General features: G+C 62.2%; 11 protein-coding genes, 2 pseudogenes and 1 other annotated feature. Of the genes and pseudogenes, 10 read left to right on the top strand and 3 right to left on the bottom strand.

Annotated elements, in window-relative coordinates; genetic code table 11:
* The 6 genes and pseudogenes from ABS45_RS11800 to ABS45_RS11775 all read left to right on the top strand — a co-directional run.
* The coding region (locus ABS45_RS11800; protein ID WP_291555723.1) for an IS256 family transposase at positions 1 to 969 on the top strand (969 nt) is incomplete at its 5' end.
* Positions 965 to 2,109: pseudogene (locus ABS45_RS11795) on the top strand (IS3 family transposase). The gene ABS45_RS11800 and the pseudogene ABS45_RS11795, both read left to right, overlap by 5 nt.
* Positions 1,158 to 1,274: a sequence feature (AL1L pseudoknot), on the top strand. It overlaps the preceding pseudogene by 117 nt.
* A gap of 58 nt (positions 2,110 to 2,167) precedes the next feature.
* Complete coding sequence (locus ABS45_RS11790) at positions 2,168 to 3,172, top strand: alpha/beta hydrolase (RefSeq protein ID WP_291555722.1); 1,005 nt, start codon at positions 2,168 to 2,170, stop codon at positions 3,170 to 3,172.
* A gap of 568 nt (positions 3,173 to 3,740) precedes the next feature.
* Positions 3,741 to 4,214 carry a helix-turn-helix domain-containing protein gene (locus ABS45_RS11785; protein ID WP_291555721.1) on the top strand — a complete coding sequence of 158 codons (474 nt, stop codon included), beginning with the start codon at positions 3,741 to 3,743 and terminating at the stop codon, positions 4,212 to 4,214.
* Positions 4,215 to 4,392: 178 nt separating this feature from the next.
* On the top strand, positions 4,393 to 5,628 hold the full coding sequence (locus ABS45_RS11780; protein ID WP_291555720.1) for a serine hydrolase domain-containing protein: 1,236 nt from the start codon (positions 4,393 to 4,395) through the stop codon (positions 5,626 to 5,628).
* A 236-nt stretch (positions 5,629 to 5,864) separates the two neighbouring features.
* Positions 5,865 to 6,191: pseudogene (locus ABS45_RS11775) on the top strand (transposase); the annotation flags it as partial.
* Positions 6,192 to 6,351: 160 nt separating this feature from the next.
* Here the strand turns inward: ABS45_RS11775 and gyrB are convergent.
* The 3 genes from gyrB to dnaA all read right to left on the bottom strand — a co-directional run bounded on the left by gyrB (position 6,352) and on the right by dnaA (position 11,618).
* Positions 6,352 to 8,949: a DNA topoisomerase (ATP-hydrolyzing) subunit B gene (gene gyrB, locus ABS45_RS11770; RefSeq protein WP_291555719.1), complete on the bottom strand. Its 2,598-nt coding sequence runs from the start codon at positions 8,947 to 8,949 to the stop codon at positions 6,352 to 6,354.
* An 87-nt stretch (positions 8,950 to 9,036) separates the two neighbouring features.
* Positions 9,037 to 10,143: a DNA polymerase III subunit beta gene (dnaN, locus tag ABS45_RS11765; RefSeq protein WP_291555718.1), complete on the bottom strand. Its 1,107-nt coding sequence runs from the start codon at positions 10,141 to 10,143 to the stop codon at positions 9,037 to 9,039.
* 41 nt (positions 10,144 to 10,184) lie between these two features.
* A complete protein-coding gene (gene dnaA / locus ABS45_RS11760; RefSeq protein WP_291555717.1) occupies positions 10,185 to 11,618 on the bottom strand; it encodes a chromosomal replication initiator protein DnaA in 1,434 nt (477 codons plus the stop codon).
* 295 nt (positions 11,619 to 11,913) lie between these two features.
* Between dnaA and rpmH the strand changes: the two genes are divergently transcribed.
* The 4 genes from rpmH to yidC all read left to right on the top strand — a co-directional run bounded on the left by rpmH (position 11,914) and on the right by yidC (position 14,579).
* Positions 11,914 to 12,048, top strand: coding sequence for a 50S ribosomal protein L34 (rpmH, locus tag ABS45_RS11755; RefSeq protein ID WP_012207856.1), 135 nt, complete (start codon positions 11,914 to 11,916; stop codon positions 12,046 to 12,048).
* A 146-nt stretch (positions 12,049 to 12,194) separates the two neighbouring features.
* Complete coding sequence (locus tag ABS45_RS11750; RefSeq protein WP_291555716.1) at positions 12,195 to 12,578, top strand: ribonuclease P protein component; 384 nt, start codon at positions 12,195 to 12,197, stop codon at positions 12,576 to 12,578.
* On the top strand, positions 12,575 to 12,853 hold the full coding sequence (gene yidD, locus ABS45_RS11745; protein ID WP_291555715.1) for a membrane protein insertion efficiency factor YidD: 279 nt from the start codon (positions 12,575 to 12,577) through the stop codon (positions 12,851 to 12,853). Before ABS45_RS11750 ends, yidD begins: the two co-directional genes overlap by 4 nt.
* A 13-nt stretch (positions 12,854 to 12,866) precedes the next feature.
* Positions 12,867 to 14,579 (top strand): membrane protein insertase YidC, encoded by a 1,713-nt coding sequence (gene yidC / locus ABS45_RS11740; RefSeq protein WP_291555714.1) that lies wholly within the window; start codon positions 12,867 to 12,869, stop codon positions 14,577 to 14,579.
* Positions 14,580 to 14,592: the final 13 nt, after the last annotated feature.

Here is a 14,592-nt window from a genome sequence, read left to right as displayed (position 1 = left end):
GAAGTGCCACGCGACCGCCATGGCAGCTTCGAGCCTCAGCTCATCCCCAAGCACCAGACCCGCTGGGCCGGCTTCGACGACAAAATCATCTCGCTGTACGCCCGTGGCATGACGGTGCGCGAGATACAGGCCCACCTCGAAGAGATGTACGGCACCGAGGTCTCACCCAGCCTGATTTCCTCGGTGACAGATGCCGTGGCCGACGAGGTCAAGGCCTGGCAGGCCCGACCGCTGGAGCCGATTTATCCCATCGTCTATCTGGACTGCATCCATGTGAAGGTGCGCGAGGGCGCGGTGCGGGTCAAGGCGGTGTACCTGGCCATCGGCATCACCATGACGGGCGACAAGGAGGTGCTGGGCCTGTGGCTGGCCCAGACCGAGGGCGCCAAGTTCTGGCTGCAGGTGGTCACCGAGTTGCGCAACCGGGGCGTGCAGGACATCTTCATCGCCTACGTCGATGGGCTCAAGGGCTTTCCTGACGCCATCGAGGCCGTCTTCCCCCAGGCGGTTGTGCAACTGTGCATCGTTCACATGGTGCGCCACAGCCTGAACTACGTCTCATGGAAGCGCCGCAAAGAGGTGGCGGCCGACCTGCGCCGCATCTACACGGCCACCACCGCCGAAGAGGCCGAGCTGATGCTCGGTGAATTCGAGGCCCGCTGGGATGACGAGTACCTGCCCATCGGCCAGTCCTGGCGCAGGAACTGGAGCCGCTTGACCCCGTTCTTTGACTACCCGCCGGAAATCCGCAAGGTCATCTACACCACCAATGCCATCGAGTCGGTGAACATGAGCCTGAGGAAGCTGACCAAGAACCGGGGCTCGTTCCCCAGCGACGAGGCGCTGACCAAGCTGTTCTACCTGGCGCTGCGCAACATCAGCCAGAAGTGGACCATGCCCATCCGGGATTGGAAGGCCGCGCTGACCCGCTTTACCATTCAGTTCGGAGACCGCATCTCCGTCAATTGAAGTCCGACCCGTTTACACAAAAATTCGGACACGCCCGGTGCAGGAGCACCGAGCCGACTACCCGTCGCTGTGGGCAGCGATTGAATCGATTGCCCCCAAGATTGGCTGCGTGCCGCAGACCTTGAACGACTGGGTCAAGAAGGCCGAGGTCGACAGCGGCCAGCGCCCCGGCACCACCACGGCAGACGCCCATTTTTCGCGCAGGCGGAGCTCGACCGCCGACTCAAATCGTGAAGGCCTACATCGACCGCCACCGTGATGACTACGGGGTCGAGCCCATCTGCCGGGTGCTGCAGATGGCCCCGTCGTGTTATTGGCGCCACGCAGCCCGACAACGCAACCCGCAACTGCGCAGTCAACGCGCCCAGCGTGACGAGGGCTTGAAGGCCGACATCCAGCGCGTGTGGCACGCCAACTGGCAGGTCTACGGGGCCGACAAGGTCTGGCTGCAGATGAGCCGCGAGGGCATCCCGGTGGCGCGCTGCACGGTCGAGCGACTGATGCGTGCCATGGGCTTGCAAGGGGCACGCCGCGGCAAGACGGTGCGCACCACCACGCCGGGCACATCGGCGCGGTGCCCGCTGGACCACGTCAACCGGCACATCCATGCCAGCCGCCCCAACGAGCTGTGGGTGTCGGACTTCACCTACGTCTCCACCTGGCAGGGCTGGCTGTACGTGGCCTTCGTGGTGGACGTGTACGCCCGGCGCATCGTGGGCTGGCGGGTCAGCCGCAGCATGCAAACGGACTTCGTGCTCGATGCCCTGGAGCAGGCCTTGTACGACCGTCAGCCTGCGGCTCATGCATTGACGCACCATTCCGACAGGGGCAGTCAGTACGTTTCCATACGCTACACCGAACGCTTGGACCAGACGGGCATACAACCTTCGGTGGGCAGCAGGGGAGACAGCTATGACAACGCGCTGGCCGAGACCATCTCTGTACAAGGCCGAGTTGATTCACCGCCGGGGACCTTGGAAGACCAGGGAATCCGTGAAACTGGCCACCCTGCAATGAGTACACTGGTTCAACCACGTCCGACTGCTCACGCCGATTGGGGGCATCCCTCCGGCAGAAGCTGAGGCAAACTACTGGAGGCAACTCGCCGCCAGCGACACCTCGACAGAAGTGTCAACTTAAACCAATCGGCCTCCTCGAAAGCCGAGGCGATTCATATAGCCAGCTTCGAGGACAGGAGATGAGCGAGCACACAATGGTGATGATCCGGCGTCTGGACCGACGGGCTCACATCGACCGACCAGCTTTTGATCCGGAGCTTCGAGCGAGCTTGGCGGTCGTAGGGGGTATGTTTCCGCCGACCATCACTCCTGACCTGATCGACTTTATGCGCTTGTCATACGCAGGTCTGCCTCCTGACGCGCTGATTGCGGACCGCCCCATCCAGTACGAGGATCGAGTATTTGACGGGTATGGGGGGTACGGTCTGACGGCGTCAGTCTTTCGCCATAAGAGGGCTTCCGGACGGCGTCCTGGCCTTCTATTTGTGCATTCCGGGGGGCTTATGTTTGGCGATCGATTCAGCGGGCTGGATCGAATGATTGACTTTGTAGAGCTGCTAGGAGTCATTCTTGTATCGATTGAGTATCGACTCGCTCCAGAGCATAGTGATCCTTATCCACGAGAAGATGTGTATGCGGCACTGGAGTGGATGGCATCCCACGCGGAATCTCTAGGTGTGCGGAGCGACCGACTGATGATTGCGGGAGCCAGCGCCGGCGGCGGGTTGGCCGCTGGTGCAGCCCTTGCTGCGCGAGATCGTGACGGACCTCGACTTTGCGGTCAGTTACTAGACTACCCGATGCTAGATGATCGAGGATTAACAAAGTCCACCCTCCAGTTTGACGGGATGGGCGTATGGGATCGTGTAAGCAACGAGACTGGCTGGACGGCACTCCTTGGCGAAGCGCGAGGCGGTCCAGATGTTTCGCCATACGCCGCGCCTGCACGTGCGACCGATTTGCATGACCTGCCACCCGCGTTTCTTGATGTTGGTAGTGCAGAAATCTTTCGAGATGAGACAGTCGCGTATGCAGACGCTCTCTGGAACGCTGGTGGTCAGGCCGAGCTTCATGTGTGGCCCGGCGGTTTTCACGCGTTCGACATCTTCGCACCCCATACCGCTTTGTCCCGTGGCATGATCGAAACACGCCGGGCGTGGATGTCGCGCATCCTGGGAGATTAGGGGGCATATGCAGGAACTTCTTGCTCGATTGAGGACCCTCGATCCAAACGCTAGCCTGGCGTTAAGGGTTGTCGCGTGTTTCGACGAATTGGTCCGGGGCAGAGTAAACATACATGGACTACTGGGGGCTGCCGCTTCTCTCTCGGGTTGTGTTGCTGGCTGCTTTGATCAGGAGTCCGCTCGCAAGATGCGAGTTTCGCCGAGCGGGCATCTGCTCGGTGAGGGGGGGATGCCGGTGTGGGCGAGTGCCCTTGAGACAGATGGCCTGACAGTCTGGCTAGAGCGGGAGGGGGGCGCCCATGTCAACGACGCAATAGTTCTTGAGCGTTTGGCTTTAGCACTGGCAACACGCACAGGCCGGAGGATGGAGGAGTCTTTGCCTCGTCTCGGCGATCTGTTAGATGCCGCTGTCGACCCAAAGCAACGCCGGGCAACTGCTGCAAGGTTTGGTTTGGCAACGACCCAGCGGTATCGCGTGGCTACCTTGCCACTATTCGCGACCTGGAATCAGCACCCAGTGCTTCTGGAAGATGTCGTGTCCTCGAGCCTAGGTCCACTGCATGTTTGCGTGCTGCGCGCAGATGCTACGCACATCGGCGCAAGTCCCTGCGGGATCGGGGTGGCGATGGGAATCGACAATCTTCATAGATCGTTCTCTACTGCGCTAGTCAGCCTGCGCCTGTGCCAGCCCCCCGAGGTCCCCCTTGTCCTGGCAGACGACTACGGTGGGTTGGTCGAAATTCTCTCCCAATGCTCGGTCGATCAACCACTGATTGACGTCGAGGAACTGGAAGCCGTTATGGAGTACCCGTGGGCTGCACGCACTCTCGATGCCCTCCTTCGTTCGGCATCAATACGCGATGCATCGCGCGTTGCCGACGTCCATCACAGCACGATGCAAGCGCGTATCGATGTTATGCGGGATCTGCTCTCGTTTGACCCAACAGACGGCATTGGTCGCACCCGTATCGGCCTTGCATTTCTAGCATGGCGCGTTCGGCACTCAACCGTGCTTGATCTTCCCGCCCCTGGCGACCGCTAGCGCAAACCGCCAAATGGCGGGGGATAACACCGCCACAGGGCGCCGCTCGGCGGTTATCGACGCACCTTTAGATTGTTACGCTGATTGCACCTCAGGAATTTTGCCTGAGGTGCGCCACGAGTCTTGAAGACCGGCACCTGAATCTTGGCGGTGACTTGAAAGGCCGGAGGAGACAAAAATGACAGACTTTACGAAAGCGATTGATGCTGTTCTAGACGGGGTAACGACGGGTACAACTCGCGTGCCAGGAGTATCCGCAGCCGTGACCGACCGCCTAGGCACCATCTATCAAGGTTCTCGCGGTGTACGGAATACAGGGACAGGTGAACCATTCGAACCTGACACAGTGTGTGCAATCTTCTCGACTACCAAGGCTATTGCTGGTACAGCTTGCCTGCAGTTGGTGGAGGACGGTCTTCTCGATCTTGACGCTCCTGCCAAAGAATACGTGTCTCAACTCGGAGACATTCAGGTGATTGAGGGCTTCGATAGCGAGGGGAAGCCGAAATTGCGCGCTCCTCGACGTGACGTGACGACGCGTCATTTGCTAACGCACACGGCCGGCTTTGCCTACGATTTCTTCAATGAGACGTACACACGTCTCGCAAACGGACAAGGCCAGCCCTGGGTGGTAGACGCGTCATGGAAGTCCATCAAGACGCCGTTGCTGTTTGATCCAGGAGAGCAGTGGGAGTACGGTACCAGCATCGACTGGGCTGGTATGGTGGTCGAGGCCATCACTGGCAGGCGCCTCGGTGAAGTGATGCAGACAAGGATCCTGGGCCCTCTCGGGATGAATGACACAGCTTTTACGATGACTCCATCTATGAAGGCTAGGCAGGCAACGATCCACGCTCGCGAAGATGGCGATGGATCACTCATTCCGCTTGACGGGGTGACATTGCCCCAGGAGCCGGAGCTCCACATGGGAGGACACGGCCTTTACGGTACTGCGACAGATTATGTGAAATTCATCCGCATGTGGCTCAATGACGGCCGCAGCGATAGCGGCGAGCAGATTTTGCGGCCTGAGACCGTTGAGATGGCATCCCGCAATCATCTGCCTAAGGGAATGCACATCAAGATGTTGCCTGGCGTGGGCGCAACCAACACAGCGAAGTCGATCCTTCCAGTGTCAAAGCCGCGATTGTCTAACGACGCTGAGTTTTTCCCAGGTATGCCCAAGACCTGGGCACTCACATTCATGATCAATGAGGAGCCTGCACCAACCGGGAGGCCCGCAGGATCGCTAGCGTGGGCTGGTCTTGCAAACCTCTACTATTGGATTGATCGGAAGAATGGTGTCGGTGGATATTGGGCAACCCAAATTTTTCCGTTCGCGGATCCGACATCGGTCGCAGGCTTCCTTGAGATGGAAAGGGCCACATACCAGTATGCAAAGCTTCGAGGTTGACTAAGAGGGCCCCACTCTCGCAAATCTAGTTCCTAAGTATCCGCCTTCGCAGACTTCGAGGGCTGGGTAGGACAAAAAGCGGCGGTCATCGAAAGCGATGACCGCTGGATCACTTCGTATGACATTCGTAGCGCGCAGAGTTGGCTCGCCGCTCTATATCCATATGCGGTGGAGAGCGTTGTTAAGGCAATGCTGATTAAGGTCCACCGTTGTGGGGTTTAAACCGTTATCTGCACATGAAGCAGCAGACCTTGGCAATGGCCGCAGATCAAGACAGCGGATTCGAGCAACCGCGCAAGCCCACCCGACGCGAAGAGTTTTTGCAAGCCATGGATGCCATCGTGCCGTGGGCCGCGCTGTGCCAGGTGATAGAGCCGCACTACCCCAAGGCAGGCAATGGCCGCCCGCCCATTGGCCTGGAGCGGATGCTGCGCATCCATTTCCTGCAACACTGGTTCAACCTGGCCGATCTGGCGTGCGAGGAGGCCCTGTATGACAGCGCCAGTCTGCGCCGCTTTGTGGGCATTGACCTGGGTCGCGAACGCGTGCCCGATGCCACCACGGAAGCCGATGCCTTCAAGAGAGGACGCCAAGTATAAAAAAGCCCCGGACGGGTGTTCCCGACCAGGGCTTCAGCACAGAGCAGGTGCATGAGCATGAACCCGAGCTTTCTCAGCTTTTGGGGTTCACTTTCTCACCATATGCGTCTCTCTACAAGTACTCTCACACGTCGATATTGCCCGCGTGCAGCGCGTTGGTTTCGATGAACTCGCGCCGCGGCTCGACGTCGTCGCCCATCAGCATGGTGAAGACCTGGTCGGCCTCGACCGCGTCGGTCACCTGCACGCGCAGCATGCGGCGCGTGGCCGGGTCCATCGTCGTGTCCCAGAGTTGCTCGGGGTTCATTTCGCCCAAGCCTTTGTAGCGCTGGCGGCTGGTGGTGCGCTCTGCTTCAGATAGCAGCCAGCGCATGGCCTGCCTGAAATCTGACACTTTTTCTTCTTTTTTCTTGTCACCCTCGCCGCGCATCACCTTGGCGCCTTCGGCAAGCAGGCCGTGAAAGTGCCGCGCGCCGTCGGCCAGCGCTTCGTAGTCGCTGCCGGTGACGAAGTCGTGGGGCAGCACGCTGCTCTTGATGTTGCCGTGGTGGTGGCGGCTGATGCGCAGCAGCAGGCCACCGTGGCGCGGATCGGTTTCGGCGCTCACCGTCGCCTCGGTACCGGCGTTGTCAAGCTCGCGCAGCTTGTCCTGCAGGCGCTGGGCGCTGGCCTGCGCGGCTTCCATGCTGGAGAGGTCGAGCGCCACGCCGTCGGCCACGGCGCGCAGGGCTTCTGCATCCATGTAGGCCGAGAGGCGCTCGATGATGGCTTCCATGCGCTGGTGCTCGCGCGCCAGATCGGCCAGTTCGGTGCCCGCGAGCACGCGGGGCGCGTCGCCACCGGTGCTCACGCTGGCGCCCACCAGCGCCACGCGCAGCAGGAATTGATCGAGCGCCGGGCCGTCTTTCAGGTACAGCTCTTCCTTGCCGTTCTTCACCTTGTACAGCGGCGGCTGGGCGATGTAGACATGGCCGCGCTCGACCAGCTCGGGCATCTGGCGGTAGAAAAACGTGAGCAGCAGCGTGCGGATGTGCGCGCCGTCCACGTCGGCGTCGGTCATCAGGATCACGCGGTGGTAGCGCAGCTTGGCGATGTCGAAATCGTCGGCGCCGCTGCTCTTGCCGTTGCCGTTCTCGTCGTCGCTGGCGGCGCGGCCTATGCCGGTGCCAAGCGCCGTGATCAGGGTGATGATTTCCTGGCTGGACAGGAGCTTTTCATAGCGCGCCTTTTCCACGTTCAAAATCTTGCCGCGCAGCGGCAGGATGGCCTGGAACTTGCGGTCGCGCCCCTGCTTGGCGCTGCCGCCGGCGGAATCACCCTCGACGATGTAGATCTCGCACAGCGCCGGGTCTTTCTCCTGGCAATCCGCCAGCTTGCCGGGCATACCCATGCCGTCCAAGACGCCCTTGCGCCGCGTCATCTCGCGCGCCTTGCGCGCGGCTTCGCGGGCGCGGGCGGCTTCGACGATTTTGCCGCACAAAATTTTCGCGTCGTTGGGTTTTTCTTCGAGGTAGTCGGTCAGCAGCTTGCCGACGATGTCCTCGACCGGCGCGCGCACTTCGCTGGAAACCAGCTTGTCCTTGGTCTGGCTGCTGAACTTGGGCTCGGGCACTTTCACGGAGAGCACGCAGCACAGGCCTTCGCGCATGTCGTCACCGGTCACGTCCACCTTGGCCTTCTTGGCCAGTTCGTTGTCGGCGATGTACTTGCCGATCACGCGCGTCATCGCCGCGCGCAGGCCGGTCAGGTGGGTGCCGCCATCACGCTGCGGGATGTTGTTGGTGAAACACAGCACCTGCTCGTTGTAGCCGTCGTTCCACTGCATCGCGACCTCGACGCCAATCTCGGTGCCGGGGATGCCGCCGTAGGTCTCGGCCGCGCGCGTGCCGCTGGCGTGAAATGGCGTCGGGTGCAGCACCTTCTTGCCAGTGCTGATGAATTTGACGAAGCCGAGCACGCCGCCGGCGCCAGAAAAATCGTCTTCCTTGCCGGTGCGCTCATCGATCAGGCGGATGCGCACGCCGTTGTTGAGGAACGAGAGTTCGCGCAGGCGCTTGGCCAGCGTGTCGTAATGGAAATCGTGGTTGTCGCCGAAGATTTCCACGTCGGGCAGAAAGCGCACCGCCGTGCCGCGGTCTTCGGTGATGCCGGTGATCTTCATCGGCGAGGTCTCGAAGCCGTCCACCACCTCGATCGCGCGGTTTTGCACGAAGCCGCGCGCGAATTCGATCTGGTGCACCTGGCCTTCGCGGCGCACCGTCAGACGCAGCCATTTGCTGAGGGCGTTGACGCAGGAGACGCCGACGCCGTGCAGCCCGCCCGAGACCTTGTAGCTGTTCTGGTTGAACTTGCCACCCGCGTGCAATTCCGTCAGCGCGATTTCGGCGGCCGAGCGCTTGGGCTCGTGCTTGTCGTCCATCTTCACGCCGGTGGGGATGCCGCGGCCGTTGTCGGTCACGCTCAAGGAACCGTCGGCGTGGATGGTGACGGCGATGTCGTCGCAATACCCGGCCAGCGCCTCGTCGATGGAGTTGTCCACCACCTCGAACACCAAATGGTGCAGCCCTGTGCCGTCGGACGTGTCGCCGATGTACATGCCGGGGCGCTTGCGCACCGCCTCCAGGCCTTCGAGGATCTGGATCGCGGATTCGCCGTAGCCGCTGGCATTGCCGGGGCCGTTGGGTGCCTCGTGGTGCGGCTCGTTGTGGTTCTCTTCAGTCATGCGACGGTTTTTCGGGAATGTCTGCACATCCCATCAAATATCAATCAAATATGGTTCCAGCGCTTGTCCAATAAGCGCGAACAGCTATCAAATTCTCATGGGCATCACGACATATTTGAAATGCTCGTTGCCCGGAATCTGGAACACCACGGAGCTGTTGCCGTCGAGCATGTCGATGCGCACCATCTCCTGCCCCATGCTGACCAGGGCATCGATGAGGTAGGTCACGTTGAAGCCGATCTCGATCGGCTCGCCGCCGTAGTCGATATCGAGCTCGTCCTGCGCTTCTTCCTGCTCGGCGTTGTTGCTGGACACGCGCAGCGAGCCGGGCTCGATGTTCAGGCGCACGCCCTTGAACTTCTCGCTCGTCATGATGGCCGAGCGCTGCAGGCTGGCCAGCAGCGGTGCGCGGCCGAGCGTGATCGAGCTCTGGTAATTGCGCGGAATCACGCGGTTGTAATCGGGGAATTTGCCTTCGACCAGTTTGGTGACGAACTCCATACCGCCAAAAGTGAAGCGCGCCTGGTTGCCGGCAAACTGCATCTGGATCGCGCCATCGGCGTCCGACAGCAGGCGCTGCAGCTCGAGCACGGTCTTGCGCGGCAGGATCACCTCCTGCTTGGGCACTTCCACCTCCAGATCGGCGGCGGTGAACGCCAGGCGGTGGCCGTCGGTCGCCACGAGCGAAAGCGTCTTGCCCTCGGCGACGAAGAGGATGCCGTTGAGGTAATAGCGGATGTCCTGCACCGCCATCGCAAACGAGACCTGCGCGAGCAATTCCTTGAGCACCTTCTGCGGCACGCTGAAGACGGGGCCGAAATTCGCCGATTCCTGCACCAGCGGGAAATCCTCGGCCGGCAGCGTGTGCATGGTGAAGCGGCTCTTGCCGCCCTTGAGCACCAGTTTGGACGGGCCGGAATCCAGGCTCACCGTCTGGTCGCCCGGCAGGGTCTTCAGGATGTCGATCAACTTGCGTGCGCCCACCGTGGTGGCGAACTCGCCGGTATCCCCGCCGAGATCGGCCGTGGTGCGGATCTGGATTTCCTGGTCGCTGGTGGTGAACTGCAGCGCGTTGCCGGTTTTCTGAATGAGCACGTTGGCAAGAATCGGCACCGTATGGCGGCGCTCGACGATGCCGGAGACCGCCTGCAGGACGGACAGGAATTTGTCTTGGGTGCTCTTCAGGACAATCATCGGGTAAACCTCGGTGAAACGAATGGTGGAGGGGAAATCCGTCAACCCTTGAGGGTCTGCTCGAGCACGTGCAGCTCCTGGTTGAGTTCGGTGAATTGCTGGCGCTCGCCGCCGATCTTGCGTACCGCGTGCAACACCGTGGTGTGGTCGCGCCCGCCAAACAGCTCGCCGATTTCGGGCAGGCTTTTCTGCGTCAGTTCCTTGGCCAGGTACATCGCGATCTGGCGCGGGCGGGCAATGCTGGCCGGGCGCTTTTTGCTGTACATGTCGGCGACCTTGATCTTGTAGTAGTCGGCGACCGTTTTCTGGATGTTCTCGACGCTGATCTGGCGGTTCTGGATGCTGAGCAAATCGCGCAGCGCCTCGCGCGCCACGTCGATGGAAATCGCTTTCTGGTTGAAGCGCGCATAGGCCAGCACCTTGCGCAGCGCACCCTCCAGTTCACGCACGTTGGAGCGCACGTTCTTGGCAACGAAAAACGCCACCTCCTCGGGCATCTGCGCGCCTTCGGCCTGCGCCTTGTTGATGAGAATGGCCACGCGCATTTCCAGCTCGGGCGGCTCGATCGCCACCGACAGGCCGGCGTCAAAACGCGAGACCAGGCGCTCATGGATGTTGGTCAGGCCCTTGGGGTAGGTGTCCGACGTCATCACGATGTGGCTCTTCTTGGCCAGCAGCGCCTCGAAGGCGTTGAAAAATTCCTCTTGCGTGCGCTCCTTGTTGGCGAAGAACTGCACGTCGTCGATCAAGAGCAGATCGAGCGAGTGGTAGCCCTGCTTGAACGCGTCAAAAGCGTTGTGGCGCACCGCCCGCACCACGTCCGAGACGAACTGCTCGGCGTGGATGTAGCGCACCCGGGCGCCCGGGCGGTCGTGCAGCAACTGGTTGCCCACGGCATGCATCAAATGCGTCTTGCCCAGGCCCACGCCGCCGTAGATGAAGAGCGGGTTGTACATCTGCCCCGGCTGCGCCGCGACATGCATCGCCGCCGAGCGCGCCATGCGGTTGGCCGTGCCCTCGACCAGCGTGGCAAAGGTGAGCTGCGGGTTCAGGCGCGATCCCGAGCCCGCACCCGTGGGCGGCGCGGCTTCTTCCTGCGGCTCGGGCACGGTTTCCTGCGCTGGCGGCTCGGCACGCGCCGCACTGCGCTTGGCAGCGCCGCCGCGGTGCGGCGCCACCGCCAGCTCCAGCTGCACCGGCCCGCCATACGTCTCCTGCAGCACCGCGGCGATCTGGCCGGCATGCTGGGCGCGCACCCAGTCGAGCTTGAAGCGGTTCGCCACGAACAAGGTGACGCGAGAAAGATCGGGCGCCACCTGCGCCTTGAGCGGCCTGATCCAGGTGTTGAACTGCTGCTCGGGCAATTGCTGTGCCAGCAAGGCAAGACATGCCTGCCAAAGGCGCTCGCCAGCATCCGCCGCAGGCTTTGCGGACGGCTTCTGGGAGGATGGGGAAAGCGGGAGTCCCTCGTACATCGGGGCAGTTCTTCTAGTTGTCTGAAAGCGGGAAGCAAGACCGGTCATTCTAGCGCCTCCGACCGAGTTATCCACAAGCCGAAAGCGTCCGGTTGCAGCCGGGCACCAGCGCGCCGCGGCAAAAATATTTGCGCGCCGGCGAGCGAGCTGCGATAATCTCCCGTTTTCCCTGAATGTTCAGGGGTTACCCAAGTAGAGGGCGCCAGGCGCCTCTTTGCGCGCCTGGGTCGGCGTGGCTTGCCAAGCGCGGGTCAAGAGGCCAAGCCAAGCGCCACTGAACTTCCAAGGACAGACCATGAAACGTACCTACCAGCCATCGAAGACGCGCCGCGCCCGTACCCACGGTTTTCTCGTGCGCATGAAGACCAAGGGCGGCCGCGCCGTGATCAACGCCCGCCGCGCCAAGGGCCGCAAGCGCCTGGCCGTCTGATACGGCTTTGCATTCAAGCGTAGAACACGGCGGGAAGCCGCGGACAGTGCTGTCGCACGACAAGGCGAACCCGCACAGTCATACGTTTGAAGGCGAAACCGTATGAGGCAGGTTGCCCACGCAGCGCCCATTCAGGCCGTTGCCGCATGCACCGGCTGAAGACGCGCCCCCAGTTCCAGGCCACCATGGCGGCTGGCACCATCGCCCGTACGGCGCATTTCGCGCTGCATTGCCTGGCGCTGGAATCGCCGCATCCGCTGTTTGCACCGGAAGGCGCCAGCTTGGGCGCCCTGGTGCCCAAACGCTGGGCGCGCCGTGCCGTGACGCGCAACACCATCCGGCGCCAGATCTACGCCCTGGCCCGGCAGTGGGATGCGCGTTTGCCGCAGGCCGCCTATGTGGTGCGCCTGCGCTCGGCGTTCGATCGCACGACTTTCGTGAGCGCCACCTCGGTGGCGCTCAAGCGTGCACTGCGCGCCGAGCTGCAGCAGCTGTTTGCCCGCACGCTGGTGCGTGCTGCCAAACCATGATGCGCCGGCTGCTCATGGCGCTGGTGCGCGGCTACCAGCTCTTGCTCAGCCCCTGGCTGGGCGGCAGCTGCCGGTTCGAGCCGACCTGTTCCAACTATTCGCTGCAGGCACTACAACAGCACGGCGCCGCCGCGGGCAGCTACCTCACGCTCAGGCGCATCGCGCGCTGCCACCCCTGGTGCGACGGCGGCCACGACCCGGTGCCCGCCGAGCTGCCGCGCGAGCTGCGACTGTTTTCCCGCTGGACAGGCGCCAAAGACGCCCCCCACACCTGACACATCCCTATCCATGAACGACATCCGCCGCACCATCCTGTGGGTCATCTTCGGCTTCTCCATGGTCCTGCTGTGGGACAAGTGGCAGGTCTTCAACGGCAGGCAGGCCACCTTCTTCCCCTCGCCCACCACGCAGACCGTGGCCGGCACGGCGGCGCCCACGCCTGCAGCACCCACCAGTACCGCCAGCGTCACCCCGGCCGCGCAGCCCTCCGCCGGCGCCGCCCCGGCTGTCGCGCCCGCCAGTAACGAGCCCGCAGTCGCGCATGAACAAGTCACCGTCACCACCGATCTGCTCAAGCTGACCTTTGACAACCAGGGTGGTTCGCTGGTCGGAGGCGAGCTGCTGCACCACAAGGGCAGCCAGGACGACCCCAAACCCTTTGTACTGCTGGAAGACGACAGCAAGCATGTCTACGTGGCGCAGACCGGCCTGATCGGCGGCGCTTTTCCCACGCACAAGACCTTCATGCACATCGCGCCCGGCCCGCGCGAGCTCAAGGCCGGTGACAACGAGCTCACCGTGCGCTTTGAATCGCCCGACCTGGGTGGCGTGAAGCTGGTCAAGACCTACACCCTCAAGCGCGGCGAGTACGCCATCGGCGTGCGCCACGAGATCGTCAACACCGGCGCGGCGCCCGTAGCCCCCAAGCTGTACCTGCAGCTGGTGCGCGACGGCAACCAGCCCGACGGCACGGTACCCTTCTATTCCACCTTCACTGGCCCGGCGATCTATACCGGCGCCAAGAAGTACCAGAAGATCACGTTCAAGGAAATCAAGGAAAAGAAGGTCGCCATTCCGGCGGAGTCCACCGATGGCTACATCGCCATGGTGCAGCATTACTTTGCCACCGCCTGGCTGCTGCCCGACGGCACACCGCGCGAACTGCGCGTGGACGCTGCCGACATCGGCGCGCCGGCGCCCGACTGCTGCTACCGCGTGCAGGAAATCACGCCGTTTGGCGAGCTCGCTCCCGGCCAGACCAAAGCCATCGATGCGCGCCTGTTCGTCGGCCCGCAGGTGGAGAAGGTGCTGGAGAACCTGGCGCCGGGCCTGGAGCTGATCAAGGACTACGGCTACCTGACCATCCTCGCCAAACCGCTGTACTGGCTGCTGGACAAGATCCACAGCGTGCTGGGCAACTGGGGCTGGTCCATCGTCGGCCTGGTGGTGCTGCTCAAGCTGATGTTCTACTGGCTCAACGCCAAGGCGTATTCGAGCATGGCCAAGATGAAGGCGCTGAACCCGCGCATCCAGGAGATGCGCACGCGTCTAAAGGACAAGCCGCAGCAGATGCAGCAGGAAATGATGGCCATCTACCGCGAGGAAAAGGTCAATCCGCTGGGCGGCTGCCTGCCAATCGCGATCCAGATCCCGGTGTTCATTGCGCTGTACTGGGTGCTGCTGTCCACCGTCGAGATGCGCCATGCGCCCTGGATCGGCTGGGTGACGGACCTGTCCACCAAGGACCCGTACTTCATCCTGCCCATCCTCATGACGCTTTCCACGCTGCTGCAGACGGCGCTGAACCCCGCGCCGCCCGACCCGATGCAGGCCAAGATGATGTGGATCATGCCGCTGGCGTTCAGCTTCATGTTCTTCATGTTCCCGGCCGGCCTGGTGCTGTACTGGCTCACCAACAACCTGCTGTCGATCGCGCAGCAGTGGGTCATCAACACCCGCCTGGGCGTGCCGCCGCAGTTTCACCTGCCCAAGTTCCGCTGAATTTTTGAGGGGC

Origin of the sequence: Comamonas sp. SCN 65-56, from assembly GCF_001724135.1 — a bacterium.
Taxonomy (GTDB): domain Bacteria; phylum Pseudomonadota; class Gammaproteobacteria; order Burkholderiales; family Burkholderiaceae_C; genus Comamonas_C.
This window is presented reverse-complemented; position numbering and strand designations above follow the sequence as displayed.